The following is a 17,265-nucleotide window of genomic DNA, read 5'->3' on the forward strand; positions in this document are numbered from 1 at the left end:
GGTACGTCGGTGCCGGGGTCGTCGTCCACGACGACGGCGAGGTGCGTCTCGCCGTCGAGGTCGCCGACCACGGCCTCGACCGTGGCGTGCCGGCCGAGGAGGAAGGCGTCCTGGGCGTCGGAGCGCCGGGCGCCCGGTCTGAGCAGGACCCTGCTGCCGGCCCGTACGCTCTCGCCGTCGATGACGACGACGGCCGGCACCTCGGTTGCTCCGGGGTCCCGCGCCGGGTCCCACCAGGGGTGCCCGGGGCCCTCGGGCAGGGTCAGTCCCGTCTCGGGAGCAGCGGGGCGGGTCTCGCCCGGAAGGCCGTCGCCGGTGATCTCGCGCAGCCCCCGGATCGCTCCGTGCAGCCGTTCGCGGACCGCCTCCGGCATGTCGTCCACCAGGTCGATGACCTCGGCGGCGCGGGCGTCCGTGCCGCGCGCCTCGCGCTTCTCCCGTTCGGTGAGCGCGGCTGTGCGCAGCGAGAGGATCTCGTCGATCTCGGTGGCGTCGTAGAGGGGCCCCGGGCTCTCCTCGGCGACGGCCGGGTGGTCCTCCAGGATGATCGGCGAGGACAGCATGACGTCCTCCGTACCGGGCGGTCCCGCGAGTACGGGCCAGGTGTGGTCGTTGTGGCAGCTCGCGGCGGCCGGGCGGGCCCACTCGGGCGGGTCGGTCAGCGACAGGAACCGTCCACCGGGCACGCCGAACAGCAGATGGGTGCCGATCATGCTGTGGGCGAGGGCGGTCTCGCGGTCGGTGCCGGTGTCCTTCGGGGCGACGGTGGTGTTGTGCACGCTCACCGTGAGCCGCAGCACCCGGTAGGGTCCAGGCAACTCCTCGATGCGCAGACGCAGTTCACCCGTCAGCCGCTTCCTGCGCCGCACCAGACGGCCCAGCGTCCGGCCCTCCGCTTCGGTCACCGGCTCGTACTCGACGGCATCGGGCAGGTCGAACCGTACGGCGTGGACGGCCGCCTGATCACCCATCAGCTCGGCGAGCGATTCATGGATCAGGACGCGTTCCTCGTGACCCTCGTCCCACGGCACCAACACCCGGTCGGGAAGGTCGAGTTCGGGCACTTCCGTATAGCCGCCGTCGGCTTCGAGCCGTTCGACCGTGCGCCGCCGGACGTGCAGGAAGCGCAGTTCGGCGTGGAGCCGGTCGCCGGCGCGGGGCTCCAGCAGGCATTCGGTGCGCTGGACGGCGTGTTCCCCGGTCGTCGCGGTCCAGGCGGGCGGCACCAGGACGCCGAACTGCCAGCGCAGTTGGTTCTTCGCGGCCGAGGCGCGGTAGGGGTAGAGGACATATCCCTCGAACAGGACGGCGTCCGCCACCGTGCGGGCCTGTTCGAAGCCGTGCTCCAGGGGATTGCTCATCTCAGTCGGCCCCCTTCGCGTCGGCGGTGGCGAGGAGTTCCTCGAAGACCCGCTCCCAGGACGGCAGAGCGTGGGCGGAGCGGTAGCGGCGCAGCGCGTCCAGCACGTCCAGCCGGACGCGCAGCCAGCCCGAGTTGGGGAAGTACTGCTCGATCATGTCCCGCCAGACGTCCACCGGCATCCGGTACGACGTCTCCTTGTGCCAGGGCACCGGCTCGGCCCGGAAACCGTCCCGGCCCGTGAACACCGTGCCGGAGAAGAGCAGGAGCAGCGGGACCTCGCCGCGGGACAACGCCCGGAAGTACGACGCGGAGGCGACCTCCGTGTCGTAGGTGCAGGGCACCGGGAGATCGACCTCCGTCGAACCGGTGAACCCCGGGACCGTGATGGAGGTGTGGGCGAACTGCAACGGCTTGACCGTGCTGTTCCAGCGGCTCGGTTCGCCGAACAGGTCACCCAGCATGCCGACCTCCTCCGGCTCGTACGATCGCCCGGCGGGCTCGATACGGATCTGGCAGCGCAGCGCGACGGCGTGCACCGGCTGATGATCGGCCTCCTCGATGCGCAGCCCGAACAGCAGCGTGGGCCCGGCTCCGTACGGCTCGGGGCGCACACCGGTGCAGGTGAACTGGAGATCGGTCACGGGGCGCCCCCCGAGTGGGTGGCCGGACGCCCGGATTCCGGGGGAGCGGCGGGATTCCCGGATTCCGCGGGGGCGGCGTGGGGCCCGGGTTCCGCGGATGCGGCGGTGGGGCCGGGGCGCGCCGATGCGGTGGTGGGCCCGGTTTCCGCTTCCAGCGGCCGGGCGGCCGCCGTGATCCGTTCGAAGAACTCCGCGATGTCCGCGCGTGCCTCGGCACCGCCGTCGAAGCCCTTCCAGTGCAGCCGCATCCGGCCGACCAGCTCGTAGCAGACGTCGACCGGCACGAGCGTGCAGGTGATCGAGTCGCCGCGTCCGCGGTGCAGCAGCAGCGCCTCCACGTCGGGTTCGAGCAGCTCCGCGAGCCGGCTGCGTCCGAGGACCGCGTCCCAGGTCTGCGGATCGAGTTCGCTCTCGGTGGCGCCCGCCGGGCTCGGGTAGAAGGCCGCGAGCCGGTCGAGTTCGGAGTTGCGGAAGAAGAAGGCGAGCGCGACGGGGATCTGCAGCCGGTTCCAGTCCGACTCGTCCAGGTCGAACCCGGGATCGGTGAGATACCGGTCCGGGACGGCCCGGAAGCGGCCCTGCCCCGCGCCCGGCCGGGTGAAGAGCAGATGGCAGGGCGGGCAGGAGCATTTGAGGGAGCGTCGCGAGGTGTCCACGAGATGCCGGTGCTCGGCGGGCAGCGGCTCCCCGCACAGGTCGCAGCGCTCGCCGGCGGGCGGCGGCCTCCGGGTGAACTGCTTGAGGACGTCGATGGTCATGGCCCCGCTCCCAGCAGCTCGCCGGGCAGCGCCACGCGCACCGATCCGTCCTCCTCCAGCAGCGGTACGGGCTCCAGGTGAGCCCTCTCGCCCCGGCCCGCCCGGTGCACGTCGAACTCGGCGGCGCATCCCGCGCACCGCAGCAGTTCGCCGTCCAGGACCGCCGGTGCGAGGCTCGCGGCACAGACCGGGCAGCGGTCGCGGTAGGCGTACAGCTGTCCCGGCAGGCGGACGAGCAGCAGGGTGCGGCCGGCGACGTCGGTGACGCCGGTGGCCCGTTCGCCCAGGGGCAGCGCGCGAGGACCGAGGGTGTACCAGCGCGCCGCGTCGCCCGCTCCTGCGGACGCGGCCGGGTCACCCGGAACATCGTCCGGGCGGTGCGGCAGGATCTGGAGCAGGGCGGGCCCCGGGTTCTCCTCGGCCATTCCCTCGACCTCGATGTGCTCGACCTCGGGGGCGATCCGGGCGACCGCCTCCTCGATGGTCCAGCGCACGGTCTGGGTGGAGGACGGGCAGCCGTCGCAGCTGCCGCGCAGCCTGAGCCGCAGGGTCGGGCCGCCGGCGGCCTCCATGTCGAGCCCGGCCACCTCGACGTCGCCCGCGTGCGAGCCGAGGTAGGGACGGACCTTGTCGAGGGCCCGGCCCACCCGGGTCGCGGTGTCCTCCGGATGCAGATCGTGCAGGATCAGCAGATCGCCGACCAGTTCGTCGGCCGTCAGGACGGCGAGGGGATCCGCGCCGTCCGGGGCCGCGCGCAGCAGCCGTACGGCCCGGGCCAGACCCTCGCCGTAGAACTCCACGAGGCAGCGCACGAGTTCGTCCGCCGTGTCGCGTGCTTCCGGCCCCGCCTGCTGCGCCAGCTCGTCGAGCAGGGCGCCTATCCGCTCACCCGTCTCCTGTCCGGCCATCGGCAAGCCCCTCTCCTGAGGAAGGTCAGACCGCCAGTCCGCTCAGCCCCGTCGGCATGTGCGTCTGCTGGATGGTCCGCCCGCCGCCGACGTACATGTGCACGCCGCACGGCAGACACGGGTCGAAGCTGCGGACGGCCCGCATGATGTCGATGCCCTTGAAGTTCTCGGGCGGGTTCTCCTCGAAGATGGGGGTGTTCTGCACCGCGTCCTCGTACGGGCCCGGTGTGCCGTAGCTGTCGCGCACGCTGCCGTTCCAGGGCGTCGGCGGATACGGGTGGTAGTTGGCGATCTTGCCGTCCCTGATCACCATGTGGTGGGACAGCACGCCCCGGACCGCCTCGGTGAAGCCGCAGCCGATCGACTCGTCCGGCACGTCGAACTTCTCCCAGGTCTGGGTGCGTCCGGCGCGTACCTCCTCCATCGCCTGTTCGGCGAAGTGGAGGGCGGCCGCGGCGGCGTACGCCTGGAAGTAGGTGCGGGCCCGGTTGCGTTCGAGGGCGTTGCTCCACTGCGGGATCTTCCACTCCAGCGCCATCTCCGGCTTGGTCATCGTGCGCGGCAGGTTGATCTGCACGCTGTGCCCGGTGGCCTTGATGTAGCCGATGTCGACGAGTCCGGACAGGGCCGTCGACCACAGCCGGGCGATCGGGCCGCCGCCGGTGTCCAGGGCCAGATGGTCGGTGCCGTCGAACCAGCGCGGCGACATGACCCAGCTGTACTTGTCGTCGAAGTCCCGCTTCTGCGGGGCCGGGATGGTGTGCTGGTTCCACGGGTGCCGTTCGTCGATGGGGTTCCCGAGCGGGTCCTGCTCGACGAACTTCTCCATCCCCGACCAGTCCTCGTAGTACGAGCTGCCGAGCAGGATGCGGATGCCGAGGTTGATGTCGACGAGGCTGTTGGTGATCAGCTTGCCGTCCACGATGACACCCGGGGTGACGAACATCCGCCGGCCCCAGTTCTCCATGTTGGCGTACTGGAAGTCGCAGTACTCCGGGTCGTTGAGCGCGCCCCAGCACCCCAGCAGCACACGGCGCCTGCCCACTTCCTCGTACCCGGGCAGTGCCTCGTAGAAGAAGTCGAACAGGTCGTCGTGGAGCGGGACGACGCGCTTCATGAACTCCACGTAGCGGGTGAGCCGGGTCAGGTAGTCGGTGAAGAGCTGGATGGTCGCGACCGTGCCCACACCGCCCGGGTAGAGCGTGGAGGGGTGCACATGGCGGCCCTCCATCAGACAGAACATCTCCCGGGTGTAGCGGCTGACCTGGAGCGCCTCTCGGTAGAACTCGCCCTCCAGCGGGTTGAGCGAGCGCATGATGTCGGCGATCGTGCGGTAGCCGTGGTCGGCCGCGTGCGGGGCCTCGGTGCGCTCGGCGAGTTCGAGCACACCCGGATTGGTCTCGCGGACCATCCGCTCGCAGTAGTCCACCCCGACCAGGTTCTCCTGGAAGATGTTGTGGTCGAACATGTACTCCGCGGCCTCACCGAGGTTGATGATCCACTCGCCGAGGTGCGGCGGTGCCACGCCGTACGCCATGTTCTGGGCGTACACCGAGCAGGTGGCGTGGTTGTCGCCGCAGATGCCGCAGATCCGGCTGGTGATGAAGTGGGCGTCGCGCGGGTCCTTGCCGCGCATGAACACGCTGTACCCGCGGAAGACGGACGAGGTGCTGTAGCACTCCGCGACCCGCTTCGCCTTGAAGTCGATCTTGGTGTGGATGCCGAGACTGCCCACGATGCGGGTGATCGGGTCCCACGACATCTCCGTGAGGCCGTCACCGGCCGGCTTGTTCGTCGCCGTCGCCATGGTGCCGCGCCACCTTCCTGTCGAGTGTCCTGCTCAGCGGGTAACCGTGGTCACCACGGGGCCTTGTAGCCGGTCGTGAGCTTCTCGCCCTTGCCGCGCCACTTCGGTTCCTTTTCGACGGTCTTCTCGGTGATGTGCCGCAGTCGCCGTATGACCGAGCCGTAGATGCCGCTCGCCGTCGCGGACACATGACCGCCCGGCGGCTCGTCCATGAACGGCATGAACTTGTCGGGGAAGCCCGGCATGGTGCAGGCGATGCAGATGCCGCCGACGTTCGGACAGCCGCCCACACCGTTGATCCAGCCGCGCTTGGGCACGTTGCACTTGACCACCGGGCCCCAGCAGCCGAGCTTGACCAGACACTGCGGCGATCCGTACTCGGTCGCGAACTGCCCCTGCTCGTAGTAACCGGCACGGTCGCAGCCCTCGTGCACCGTGGCGCCGAACAGCCAGGTCGGCCGCAGCTCCTCGTCCAGCGGGATCATGGGCGCCGCGCCCGCCGCCTGGTACAGCAGGTAGAGCAGGGTCTCGGAAGCGTTGTCCGGGTGCACGGGGCAGCCCGGGATGCAGACGATCGGGATGCCCGCCTTGGACTTCCACTCCCAGCCCAGATAGTCCGGCACTCCCATCGCGCCGGTCGGGTTCCCGGCCATCGCGTGGATACCGCCGTACGTCGCACAGGTGCCGATGGCGACGACGGCGAGCGCCTTGGGGGTGAGCCGGTCGAGCCACTCACTGGTGGTGATCGGCTGACCCGTCTCCGGATCGTCCCCGAAACCGCACCAGTAGCCCTCCGGCTTCACCCGTTCGTTCGGAATGGACCCCTCGACGACCAGCACGAAGGGCTCCAGCTCGCCCCGGTCGGCCTTGAAGAACCACTCGACGAAATTGTCCGCGCCCTGCACGGGCCCGCACTCGAAGTCGATCAGGGGCCAGTGGACCGCCACCTTGGGCAATCCTGGCAGGGCACCGAGTGCCAGTTCCTCGATGCTCGGCTGGGTCGCGGCGGTCAGCGACACCGAATCCCCGTCGCAGCTCAGCCCCGCGTTGATCCAGAGAATGTGGACGGTCGGATCGTCCTGCGCGTCGTCCTGCGCGACGGGTTCGGCCGTCGTCGCGGTCGGGGCGTCCATGAGCCCTCCTGGGAATCAGCTCATTCCGGTCATCAATGCACAAACAGCCTTTCCCATGGTTACCGACCGGACGTGTCGGGGGTAAGTGTGAACGGGCCCTATCGTCGGGGCGCACTGTCGTCCGGCGCGCGCGGGAGAGCCGGAGCATGCGAGGTCCGGCATCCGAGGCCCGGCATCCGAGGTCCGGCATCCGAGGTCCGGTCATCCTCCGTCATCACGGGCTGCTCACCGTGAGCGAGAGCGCGGCGCAGGCGTCGCCTCGCAGGTCGGTCCGTCCGCGCGCGCGGACGGACTCGACGCTCCTCAGGGTTGGGCGACCGGATCAAGGCCCTCGACGGCCGCTGCCGCGGCGGCGGAGTCCTGGCCGTAGAAGATGTCGATGTCGACCTCCTCGCCGCCCATGGTGAGTGTGTCCCAGGCGCCGCTGAGCACCAGCATGCGGAGCGTGCTGCCCTCCAGGGTCCCCAGCCGTTCCAGGATCGCCTGGTCGTCCGGCATACCGGGCATGCGCGTCGCCAGCCGGGAGCGGATTCCGCGCAGTCGCTCCAACAGCGCCGCGGTGTCCGCCTCGCGATCCGACTCCTCGGAGATTCCGTCGATGCCGTGAGCGATGATGTCCTTGATGGCCCACGTGGTGCCCTGGTCGTCGGTGGTCACCATCGCCTTCCAGGCGCGGCTCTTGTGGCGGTACTGGAGCATCGACATGGCGGCCTCGTGGCGCAGGAAGTCCGCGTCCCGGAAGGGCTTGCCCTTCCACGCTCCGTTGAGGGACCGCGCGAGCGAGATCGCGGAGGACAGGCCGCTGTTGAGTCCCCGCCCCGGCCAGAAGTGGATGGAGTTGGCGGCGTCGCCCAGCAAGAAGCCGTACGTGCCGGTGGAGTTGGCCGTGGGCGGCAGCAACTCGGCGGTGAAGCGCGGGCGTTGCACCATGTCCAGGCGGAAGGAGGTGACCGCACGCAGCTCGTCCGGTTCGACGCCGAACAGGCGCAGCCCTTCACCCACCCGCTTCCACAGGGCCGAGCCCCTGATGAGGGCCGGCAGGAACAGGGTGCTGTGCGTCGAACACCGGAAGTCGCCGTGCTCGTCGCGCCCCATCAGGCAGGGACGGGAGGCGATGCACTCCTCGAATACCCGGCGGACCGGATCGATACCGACGACCTCGGCGGCCTCCGCATCCGTCAGACGCATGTTGAGGAAGCCCTCGCCACGCAAGGAGTTCAGCAGGAACCGGTTCTGCCCCACGGTCAGCAGCACCGCCATGGGGTCGGGCAGGGCCGATTTCACGCGCAGGCCGAGGATCACGTCCTGGAGATGGCGGTCCTTCAGCGAGTAGATGGACGCGTCCGCCGTGCCGAACCTGGCGGCGAAGTACTCGCGGGTGCGCGACCGCCCGCCGTCGCAGATCGCCAGTACGTGCTGGTCGGCCAGGGCGTCCCGCTGCTCATCGATGCTGAACCGGGCGGGGACGAGCCGGATTCGGCTCGGCTTCTCGTTCGCCACCTCCAGGAGCCGGTCCTCGATGTAGGCGATCCGCATGTTGCGCGGGTGATGATCGCCGATCGAGTCGGGGCCGGCCGGCCACATCTCGGTGTAGTTGTCGGGGGCGAAGAGCCGGGCCTGCACCTCCTCGGGAAGGCTGAGGTACTGGCGACTCTGTACGGTCACCACCTGCTGGCGCCGCACATTGCCCTGACTCGCGTCCTTCCAGACGATCCTGCGGCCCTGCTTGCGCCACCGGCCGTCGTACACGGTGATGTTCACCTGGGCGCCGAGGAAGTGCTCCAGCAGCAGGGCGAGTGACAGGCCGACAGGGCCCCCGCCCGCGATGGTGACCCGCAGCACCGGCCCGTGCTCGACCTCCTCGTCGGCATGGGTCAGGGACCTGGGCAAGGAGAGCGCCATGATCGTCTCCATGGCGTCCGGAACCTCGAAGCGGAACTCCTCGTCGCCGATGGTGATGTCGTCCCCGGGTTTGAGGAGCTGGGAGTCGATCTCCTCACCGTTGACCAGCGTTCCGTTGCTGCTCCCACAGTCGCGCAGCACGTAGCCCTGGGTGTCGTCGAGGACGATCTCCGCGTGGAAGCGCGAAACGCTCAGGCTGGAGATGACGACGCTGTTCTCCGGATTGCGCCCGAAGGTGACCCGGGTGCCGATCACCGGTATGCGCTCTCCGACCAGCAGTCCTTCGCGTCCAACGAGCACCGGCGCCACGGTACTTCCTTTCGAGGATGACGACATCGCTGCCGCCGCGGTGCCACTGGACCGCACCGTCGCGCGGGCAGGACCGGCAGCGTGGAAGGGGAGGGCGGAGTGGCATTCACTCGACGTAGGTGAGCGGCGACTGGTTCGGTTCTGACGACAGGGCGGCGTGATGGACCGGTGCAGATGATGCATCATGCCCGATTTCGAACGCGTCCGGGAGAGGCCCTTCGACGATGGTGGAGCTGACCGCGCGCCCCCGAGCCGCCGGTGTGGGGGCCGGTCTGCCGGAGAGCGCAGCCCTGCGCCGAGGCCCGGACGGGCCTCGGCAGGCGCACGCGTCCGTCAGGCGAACGTCACGCGGGCCACGGGGGCGAGCTGTCCTTCGGCGAGCAGCACCCGGCAGCGGAACCGCTGGATCTTGCCGCTGGGCGTCTTCGGGAGCACGCCGCGCGGCAGGAAGAGGCACTCCGCGAGTGCCACCCCGGCCTTCTCCATGGCCAGGGACGCCGCCTCCTCGGCGATGGGCCGGTAGTCGCGCGGGTTGCCCTGCGGCTCCACCATCAGCACGAGCCGCGACATTCCCGAGTCACCCGTGTCGACGACGGCCGCACACCCCTTACGTACATTCTTCAGGCTGTCGACCGCCGACTCGATCTCGGAGGCGTAGACCTTCCGCCCGCCCACCGACAGCATGTCGTCGGCGCGGCCCAGGACGTAGAGCTCGTCGTCCTGGACGAAACCCAGGTCACCGGTCCGCAGCCAGCCATTCTGGAATCGGGCGGCCGTGCGCTCCGGGTCCGCGTAGTAGCCGTTCGCCAGGCTCGGTGAGGACACCTGGATCTCCGCGATCCCGCCGTTCGACCCGGCGCGCACGGAAACCCCCGGCAGGGCAAGGCCGTTGGAGACGAGCCGGGTGGCCTTCGGATGGTCGGGCGCCACTTCGATCACCGAGCCCTCGACGAGCGCGGGCCCGTCGAAGGCGAGTGCGGTCGGCGCCTGCGCCCAGGGCTTGCCGGTCACCGCGAGCGTCGCCTCGGCCATGCCGTACGCGGGCTGGAACGCGGAGTCGGTCAGGCCGAACGGCCGGAACTTCTCCGTCGCCGCGGCGAGGGTGTCCCAGTCGACGCGCTCCGCTCCGATCACGGCGGCCCGCAGCTTCAGCTCCTTGGGCAGCGAGCCCCGCCCCTGCGCCCGCGCCGCGAGATACACGGCGGTGCTGGTGCCCGCCGTCATCGTCGCCTCGTACTCCGACATGTCCCGGAACCAGGTGCGCGGCGCCATCCCGAACCGGTCGGGTGTGGACAGCACGAAGTCGAAGTCGTACGCCCACGAGTACAGCAGGCAGCCGAACATGCCCATGTCGTGGGAGAGCGGGAGCCAGGAGGCCACGGTGTCCGCGCCCGGCCGGCCGCCCGTCAGATGCAGGATGATCTGCAACTGCTGTTCGATGGCACGGGTGGTGAGCGCGCACCCCTTGGGTGTGCTGGTGGAACCCGACGAGTACTGGACGAACGCCAGGTCGTCCCGTCCCGGCGGGCTCGGCTCGATGCGTCCCGAGCCGCGCAGGGCCGACCAGCCGCGCACCGGAAGCTGCCGGGTCAGCTCCGCGGGGACCATGCCCGTCAGCCAGTCGTCGACGAGCAGGAGCGCCGGGTCCAGCCGCGCCGAAAGGGCGACGAGCTGCTCGCCGTACGCCTCGGAGCTCTGCCCCCGCGTGGGCAACGGGAGCGAGGCCACCACCCCGCCCGCGAGCCAGATCGCGAGCAGTCCGCGGACCGTGTCGGGGGTGTTGGTGAGAATGCAGGCGACCCGGGTTCCGGGTCGCACACCGAGGGCGCGGAGCCCTGCGGCCATTTGGTGTGCGTCCCCGACGACCTCGCGCCAGGGAGTGTGGTCGAACGCTTCGCCGTTCCACTCGTGCAGAACACCGTGCGAGGCACCGTCGGTCAGGGCGCTGAAGAAATCCATGTACGTGTTTCCCCGTCTCTCGTCTCGTTCGGCTTCCCCGGCGTGGCTATTCGACGTCGACGAGGGAGGCGTCGGAGTCGCGGCCGCGTTCGGCCATGGGCGCGATCTTCTGCTGGGATTCCAGGAGTTCCCTCTCGTCCAGGGCGGAGCCGGAGACGCGGCTGATGTTGGCCTCGCGCATGGTCATGCGCTCCGGGTCGATGCGGACGACCTTCCAGGCCAGCCGGCTCTTCTCCAGGGACCAGATGAGGATCGCGGAGAGGTCGACCTCGTACCACTTCATGCCGTGGCGGGCGGAGCGGGGGAAGGCGTGGTGGTTGTTGTGCCAGGCCTCCCCGAACGAAGGGATCGACAGCCAGGCAACGTTGCGCGACTGGTCGGTGGTCTCGAAGCGGCGACGCCCGAAGACATGCCCGACGGAGTTGACGGCGTACGTCATGTGGTTGATGAGGAAGATGCGGACCAGGCCGCCCCACAGCATTCCCGTCAGGCCGGCCCGGAGCGATCCGCCGGTGATGCCGAAGGCGATGAGGCCGGGCAGGACCACACTGGAGGCGGTGACCAGGAGCAGATGCTCGCTCAGCCAGCGCAGGGGCTTCTCGCGGACCAGGTCGGGGCAGTAGCGCATCGGGTCGGAGCTGAGGTCGACGTCGAAGAGCCACCCCAGGTGGGCGTGCCACAGCCCGGCCACGGTGCCCCTGAAGCCGGGTTCGAAGTCCAGGTGCGGGGAGTGCGGGTCGCCCGGCTTGTCGGCGACGCGGTGGTGCTTGCGGTGGTGCGCGGCCCAGATCAGGGGCGGGCCCTGCCCCGCCATCACTCCGGCGGTGGCGAGGGCGATGCGGATGGGCTTGTAGGTCTCGAACGAGCGGTGGGTCAGCATGCGGTGGTATCCGGCGGAGATCCCGAAGCCGGAGACGGCGTACATGATGACCAGGACGACGACGTCCGACCAGCCGAAGATCTCGTTCCACAGCAGCCCCATGGCGCCGAATACCGCGAGCAGCGGAATAAGCGACGCCCCGAGTATGAACCAGCGGTGCTTCCTGCCGTCCATGTGCTTCTCACTTCCGGGAGTTGACTGTCCGACGGTTGGTGATGGTGCCCCTGGCATTGCGGAACAGGGGCAGAACTGCCGCGCGCAGCACGGGAAAAAGGAGCGCGCGGGGGGTGTGGCGGCCCGCGAGGTACTGGGCCTTGGCGACAGGGCCGGGGACCACGACACGGCGCCCCCGCGCCATGCCCCGCAGGCCCGCCTCGGCGACGCGCCGGGGTGTGAGCCAGGCGAGAAACGCGTGCCTCTGCAGGCTTGAAATGCCGCCCGTCGCATAGAAACCGGTGCGCACGGGTCCGGGCGCGAGCAGCGTGCAGCTCACTCCGGTGCCGCGCAGTTCGATGTGCAGCGACTCGGCGAAGGCGTTGGCGAAGGCCTTGGTCGCCGAGTAGGTGGCCGCCGTCGGCACGGGCTGGCAGCCCGCGGTGGAGCCGGTGACCAGGACGCGACCGTGCCTGCGGGCCAGCATGCCGGGGAGGAGGGCCTGGGTGAGGGCGTGCAGCGAGACGACGTTGACCTGGACCTCGGCTGTCTCCTCCGCCGGGTTGTTCTCGCTGAACGGCCCGCAGGTGGGGAACCCGGCGTTGGCGCAGAGTACGGAGACCGGCTCCCCGGCCAGCTCCCCGGCCAACTTCTCGCGCGCGGCCGGGTCGGCGAGGTCGCAGGTCCTCACGCGCACACTCACCTGGTGCGTGTCCCGCAGTTCCCCGGCGAGCCGCTCCAGGGCCTCGGTCCTCCGCGCGATCAGCCACAGGCCGTATCCGCGCGCGGCCAGGCCCCTGGCGAGGTGCTCGCCGATGCCGGACGAGGCGCCGGTGACCACCGCCCACTCCGGGCCGCTCACGCGGGGGACACCGGAGAGCCGAGGTGCTCGGCGAGCCGCCCGGCCGCGGCACGGCCGGTCCGCGCGCATGCCTCGATGGACACCCCCTGGATGTAGTCGCCCGCGAGCTCCAGGCCGGCGATGTCCGTGACGCTTTCGCGGACCTCGGCCAGGAACTGCGCGTGGTAGGGGAGATAGCCGCTGTAGGCGGCCTTCCAGTGCTTGACCAGGAGGTTGACGCGCTCGGCGCGCGGCGCTCCCAGGTGGGTCACCAGGCGCTCCTCGGTCTCACGTGTGAGCCGGTCGATGTTCTCGGCGCTGAGGTCGGTGAGCCTGCCCTCGCGGCCGCTGTAGGTGTAGCGGACGATGTGGCGGTCCTCCTGGCCGTACGAGCCGGCGTTGCTGCACGGTCCGTCGTCCATGGTGAGCGCCCGCACGTCATGCGTGAACATGTCCCGGTCGTACTCGACGAGCACCACGGTCGACGGGAAGTAGTTCACGTCGTCGAGGCGGCGGGCGAGTGCCGGCCGGGCCGAGCGGACGATCTCGGCGGTGGCGTAGGCAGGGGTGGCGAGCACGATGCCGTCGTAGTCGCGGGACGTGGCCTCGGCGCCCTCCTGCGAGATCCGCAGACCGGTGACCCTGCCGTCGCGGATCTCCACGCCCTCGACCGTCGAGTCGAGACGGACGGGCACCCGCTTCGCGAACGCCGCCAGGACGGGCTGGATACCGCCCGACAACTGGTCGTAATGGTCCAGCAGCATCGCCAGGTTGGTGCCGAACGTGCCGGGGTAGACCTCGTCGGGCTCCGCTCCGTTGTTGCGGAGGACCATCGGCCGCACCAGCATGTCCGTCATCCGGGGGCCGAAGAACGCGCTGAGCGGGGCGTGGTCGTGCCGTGCCGAGACACCGCTGAAGTGGCGCGAGCCGAGGAAGCGGTTGCGCCGGTCGGCGCGGATACGGGCCGCCATGCCCGCCATACGCGCGAAGTCCCGGGTCGAGCCCATGCGCCGGATGTTCTTCAGGGTCTGACCGCGGCGCTCGCTGTCGATCGTCAGCACCTCGCCGTCCTTGATGCGGGACGCGTTGTATCCGAAGCTCTCGTACCGGTCCGAGCCGAGCTCCGAGGTGAACCAGCGGAAGGTGTGGTACTGGCGGCCGATGTTCTTGCCGCCCGTCATGACCTCCCGGTCGCCCAGTCTGTCGAGGCCGAAGCGACCGCCCAACGTGCCCTGGGATTCGATGACTTCGACGTCGTGGCCGAGCAGGTCGAGGCGGAGCGCGGCGGTGAGACCCGCGATGCCGCCGCCCACCACGGCCACGCGGCGCCGGGTACGTTCCAATGACATGAATCAGACTCCGTGGCCTTGTGTGGTCGAACGGGGATGCGGGCCGGCATCGGGCAACAGCTCGATACGGCCCTCGACGATCGTTTTGCCGAACTGCTGGATGCGTACGGCCACCGGCAGGCTGCCGTCCGCGCCGGGCACCGGGGCCTCCGCCTCGTAGACGACGTCCGCCTCGAACTCGGCGAAGTCCAGGAAGGCCGCGTCGCAGCCGACCACCAGGGCGTGCGGGGACGCGATGGCCCCGCTCCGGCAGGCCGCCGCGACGGCCGCCTGCCGCATGCCCTCGACCATCAGAGGGCCCGGCACATGGTCGTACTCGTGGTCGAAGAAGGCGGGGTGGCGCCGGTCGGCGGCGAGGAGGTAGCGGATCGTGCCGTCGTCGGGCTCCGAGCCCTCCGGGCCCGTGGAACCGATGACGACATTGCGCGGGATCTCGCGGCCGACCAGGGCGGGCGCGAGCCGGTGGGCCGGGGTCGGCCGACTGTCCTCCACCGGCTTCTGGGCCCGCTGGAAGGCGCGGAAGATGTCGTAGTCCTCCTGCGACATGAAGGCGAGGACCGCGCCGAGGGTCATCGCCCGGCGGCCGTCGATCTCCATGGCGCCTTCAAGCGTCATGCTCACCACGTCGGAGCCTTTGCCCTGCTGTTCGGCGACGCGGTAGTGCACATGGCCCTGGAGCGCGGAGATCCCGTCGTCCCTGTACGCCGCCGGGTCCTCGACCCGCAGCGTGATCCGCTGGAGGCTGAAGGGCAGCCCCACGGGCACGCCCACATGGCGGTGCAACAGCACGAAGATGGCCTGCCGCGCGGCCTCGGCGGACGCGAGCGAGTCGTGGTACGCCCCGTTGCGGTCCGACCACAGACTGTGCGCGCGGGGGATCTGGAACGACAGATGGAAGTCGACGTCCGAGCTCTGCGCGGAGTCGGCGACGAAGACCTCGCCGATCTGTCTGCGGTGTGCGAACGAGCGTGGCACGGTCTGCTCGAAGCCCAGCTGGACGCCGGGCGGCAGCAGCGGGCCGGGGACGATTGCGTGCGGAAGGGGACTGGTCATCGGATCGACTCCGGTTCAGGCGGGTCCTGTTGTACGGGGCGCGGCTGAGGGCCGCTCTGATATACGGGCGTGCGCATGGCGCTGCGGCGGCGGATCTCCGTGGTGGCGAGCCGGCCCAACTCGCCGAGCGCGGCACGGCGTCGGCCGCGGCCGCGCAGTACGGCCGCGCCGGTGGCGCCGAGCACCCGCCCGGGGGTGAGGACCTCCATGACGGAGGCGCGATGGCTCAGCAGGTCCAGTACGCCGTCGACCTTGCCCTTCGCGTGCAGCCTGCCGACGACCCGCGGGACGACGCCCGCGATGGGACCCGCGACGCCGAGGTCCGCCGCCAGTCCGTAGTACTCGGCGTAGGTGCGGTCCCGCCAGGTGCCGAACTCGGCGGTGGCGAGGTCGATCCCGGCGGAGTGGGGCGGCGCCGCCGAGATCGCGGCCGCGAGCCGCTCCGCCTGGTGGAAGGCGTCCCCGATGCCCCGCCCACCCGCCGGGTCCTTGAAGTGTCCGGCGTCCCCGAGCAGCACCCAGCCGGCGCCCGCCGCCTCGCGGAAGTACCCGACGAAACGGCGGATCCCGTAGATCCTGCTTGCCCGGGTGGCGCCCGAAAGGGCCTTGGCGATGGGCGCGCAGCGCAGGGCGTGGGCGTGCAGGGAGCCTTCGAGGTCGGCGCGGAAGGATTCCCGCTCGTGTTGCTGCGGGGAGACGCCCACGATGTACAGGCCGTTGTCGGCGGGGCCGCCGAGCATGTGCCGGTCGCCCCAGCGGTGGAAGACGAAGGTGGGGTGCTCGCCGAGGTCCGCGCCTTCGAAGTAGGTCCAGTAGTAGCCGCGTTCACCCGGGCTGACGTGATACATGCGGGAGCCGCAGGTCTCGGCGACCGTGGAGTTCCGGCCGTCGGCGCCGACGACGAGGCGGGCGCGCAGGACGGTCTCGGCGCCCCCCGACACGGCCCTGACCCCCGAGACGCGGCCGTCCTCGCGAACCACCCCGACGACCCGGGTGCCCAGGCGCACCTCGGCGCCCGACGCGCGGGCCGCGCCCACCAGCACGGGGTCGAGGACCTCCCGGCGGATGCACGCCGCGCCGCCCGCGTCCCCCTCCCGCTGCGGAAAGGCGGCCACACAGCGGAACTCCTCCAGACGCATGTCGACATGGGTCATCGTGGTGACCCCGGCCGCCCTCAACTCGTCCGACACGCCCAGACGGTTGAGGAATTCCAGGGAATCGGCCTGCAGGATGTTCGAGGAGAGCGTCGAACGGATCTGTGCGGCCTGGTCGAGCACGACGACCCGCAGCCCCCGGCGCGCGAGGAGCGCGCCGAGCGTGGAGCCGGCGCAGCGCGCTCCGACGATGACGACGTCGAAGTCCTCCGACGCGGTGTCTCCCGTGCCGCCGCTCATGACGCGTTCCAGCGCACCGCCGCCGCGGCCGCGAAGTCGCCGGCGTGCGCGAAACCGGACATCACGACGAGGTCGCCGTCGCGCAGTTCGCCGGCGCGCGCGGCTCGGTCGAGGGTGACGGGCACGGCGGCGCCGTACAGGTTGCCGAAGCGGTCGAAGGTGTCGAAGTGCCGCTTCTCGTCGAGTTCCAGGGCCCGCCGCCAGTTCTTCAGGAAGATCCGGTTCGGCTGGTTGGTGACGAGGACGTCGATGCCGGACGGTTCCTCGCCGAGGTCCGCGCAGAGCTCCCGGACGAGTTCGGGGACCAGAGCGTTGCCGCGCCCCAGGATCTGAGCCTGTTTCCCGCTGTCGAACCAGATGTCCGTCTGCCCGGTGCCCGGCTCCCAGTACTTGCGCCCGTCCGGAGCGGACAGCCCCAGGTCGACCGAGTACTCGGGAGTGCTCCGCTTGCGTATGCCGAGGATCGGCGAGCCACCGCCCGCCTCCAGATAGGCCACGCCGCAGCCGTCGCCCGGTACCGCCGCGTGGGGGTGCTTGCGCACCTCGGACTGGGCGAACATCTGCCCCGCGGTGTTCTGCACGTTGGCGATCAGCGCGGTACGCGCGGAGCCGTCGGCCATGATCTTCTGGGCCAGCTGCATCATGTAGACGAACGAGGCGCAGCCGCCGTTGTGCAGATCCACCACCCACTCGGGGTCGATGCCGAGCCGATGCGCGGCCTGGGCGCCGACGCCCATGAACGGCTCGTCCGGGAGCAGCACGTTCGTGAGGAACACATCCGCCTGGGGTTTCCTCCCGAGCCGCTCGAAGAGCGG

At 70.4% G+C, this 17,265-nt stretch carries 14 protein-coding genes; all 14 read right to left on the bottom strand.

The genetic code is table 11. The features are described 5' to 3' along the window. Positions 1–1,361, bottom strand: a 1,361-nt coding sequence (locus tag ACFWBT_RS33305; RefSeq protein ID WP_385706707.1) for a hypothetical protein, incomplete at its 3' end; no start/stop codon positions are given. A 1-nt stretch (position 1,362) separates the two neighbouring features. Continuing rightward, positions 1,363–2,004, bottom strand: coding sequence for a DUF6084 family protein (locus ACFWBT_RS33310; RefSeq protein WP_385706708.1), 642 nt, complete (start codon positions 2,002–2,004; stop codon positions 1,363–1,365). Continuing rightward, on the bottom strand, positions 2,001–2,762 hold the full coding sequence (locus tag ACFWBT_RS33315; protein ID WP_385706709.1) for a DUF5947 family protein: 762 nt from the start codon (positions 2,760–2,762) through the stop codon (positions 2,001–2,003). Before ACFWBT_RS33315 ends, ACFWBT_RS33310 begins: the two co-directional genes overlap by 4 nt. Next, entirely contained in the window at positions 2,759–3,670 is a 912-nt protein-coding gene (locus ACFWBT_RS33320) for a NifU family protein (protein WP_385706710.1), read from the bottom strand. Before ACFWBT_RS33320 ends, ACFWBT_RS33315 begins: the two co-directional genes overlap by 4 nt. A 25-nt stretch (positions 3,671–3,695) precedes the next feature. Continuing rightward, entirely contained in the window at positions 3,696–5,477 is a 1,782-nt protein-coding gene (locus ACFWBT_RS33325; RefSeq protein ID WP_385706711.1) for a nickel-dependent hydrogenase large subunit, read from the bottom strand. A gap of 50 nt (positions 5,478–5,527) precedes the next feature. Continuing rightward, complete coding sequence (locus ACFWBT_RS33330; RefSeq protein WP_385706712.1) at positions 5,528–6,610, bottom strand: hydrogenase expression protein HypE; 1,083 nt, start codon at positions 6,608–6,610, stop codon at positions 5,528–5,530. A 303-nt stretch (positions 6,611–6,913) separates the two neighbouring features. Further along, positions 6,914–8,812 (bottom strand): FHA domain-containing protein, encoded by a 1,899-nt coding sequence (locus ACFWBT_RS33335; RefSeq protein WP_385706713.1) that lies wholly within the window; start codon positions 8,810–8,812, stop codon positions 6,914–6,916. Between the two features lie 342 nt (positions 8,813–9,154). Beyond that, entirely contained in the window at positions 9,155–10,780 is a 1,626-nt protein-coding gene (locus ACFWBT_RS33340; RefSeq protein WP_385706714.1) for an AMP-binding protein, read from the bottom strand. Positions 10,781–10,826: 46 nt separating this feature from the next. Then, positions 10,827–11,834, bottom strand: coding sequence for an acyl-CoA desaturase (locus ACFWBT_RS33345; RefSeq protein WP_385706715.1), 1,008 nt, complete (start codon positions 11,832–11,834; stop codon positions 10,827–10,829). A 7-nt stretch (positions 11,835–11,841) separates the two neighbouring features. Next, entirely contained in the window at positions 11,842–12,675 is an 834-nt protein-coding gene (locus tag ACFWBT_RS33350) for an SDR family NAD(P)-dependent oxidoreductase (RefSeq protein WP_385706716.1), read from the bottom strand. Continuing rightward, positions 12,672–14,003 carry a protoporphyrinogen/coproporphyrinogen oxidase gene (locus ACFWBT_RS33355; RefSeq protein ID WP_385706717.1) on the bottom strand — a complete coding sequence of 444 codons (1,332 nt, stop codon included), beginning with the start codon at positions 14,001–14,003 and terminating at the stop codon, positions 12,672–12,674. Before ACFWBT_RS33355 ends, ACFWBT_RS33350 begins: the two co-directional genes overlap by 4 nt. A gap of 3 nt (positions 14,004–14,006) precedes the next feature. Continuing rightward, positions 14,007–15,056, bottom strand: coding sequence for an AfsA-related hotdog domain-containing protein (locus tag ACFWBT_RS33360; protein ID WP_385706718.1), 1,050 nt, complete (start codon positions 15,054–15,056; stop codon positions 14,007–14,009). Next, complete coding sequence (locus ACFWBT_RS33365) at positions 15,053–16,450, bottom strand: NAD(P)/FAD-dependent oxidoreductase (protein ID WP_385706719.1); 1,398 nt, start codon at positions 16,448–16,450, stop codon at positions 15,053–15,055. Before ACFWBT_RS33365 ends, ACFWBT_RS33360 begins: the two co-directional genes overlap by 4 nt. Continuing rightward, the coding region (locus ACFWBT_RS33370; protein WP_385706720.1) for a 3-oxoacyl-[acyl-carrier-protein] synthase III C-terminal domain-containing protein at positions 16,447–17,265 on the bottom strand (819 nt) is incomplete at its 5' end. The genes ACFWBT_RS33370 and ACFWBT_RS33365, both read right to left, overlap by 4 nt.

This window comes from Streptomyces sp. NPDC060027 (genome assembly GCF_042737005.1).
Taxonomy (GTDB): Bacteria; Actinomycetota; Actinomycetes; order Streptomycetales; family Streptomycetaceae; genus Streptomyces.

Bases quoted from the DNA above. Each gene is read 5' to 3' on its own strand.
- ACFWBT_RS33330 (WP_385706712.1), bottom strand. From the start codon at position 6,610: ATGGACGCCCCGACCGCGACGACGGCCGAACCCGTCGCGCAGGACGAC.
- ACFWBT_RS33345 (WP_385706715.1), bottom strand. From the start codon at position 11,834: ATGGACGGCAGGAAGCACCGCTGGTTCATACTCGGGGCGTCGCTTATT.
- ACFWBT_RS33325 (WP_385706711.1), bottom strand. From the start codon at position 5,477: ATGGCGACGGCGACGAACAAGCCGGCCGGTGACGGCCTCACGGAGATG.
- ACFWBT_RS33360 (WP_385706718.1), bottom strand. From the start codon at position 15,056: ATGACCAGTCCCCTTCCGCACGCAATCGTCCCCGGCCCGCTGCTGCCG.
- ACFWBT_RS33315 (WP_385706709.1), bottom strand. From the start codon at position 2,762: ATGACCATCGACGTCCTCAAGCAGTTCACCCGGAGGCCGCCGCCCGCC.
- ACFWBT_RS33340 (WP_385706714.1), bottom strand. From the start codon at position 10,780: ATGGATTTCTTCAGCGCCCTGACCGACGGTGCCTCGCACGGTGTTCTG.
- ACFWBT_RS33365 (WP_385706719.1), bottom strand. From the start codon at position 16,450: ATGAGCGGCGGCACGGGAGACACCGCGTCGGAGGACTTCGACGTCGTC.
- ACFWBT_RS33355 (WP_385706717.1), bottom strand. From the start codon at position 14,003: ATGTCATTGGAACGTACCCGGCGCCGCGTGGCCGTGGTGGGCGGCGGC.
- ACFWBT_RS33320 (WP_385706710.1), bottom strand. From the start codon at position 3,670: ATGGCCGGACAGGAGACGGGTGAGCGGATAGGCGCCCTGCTCGACGAG.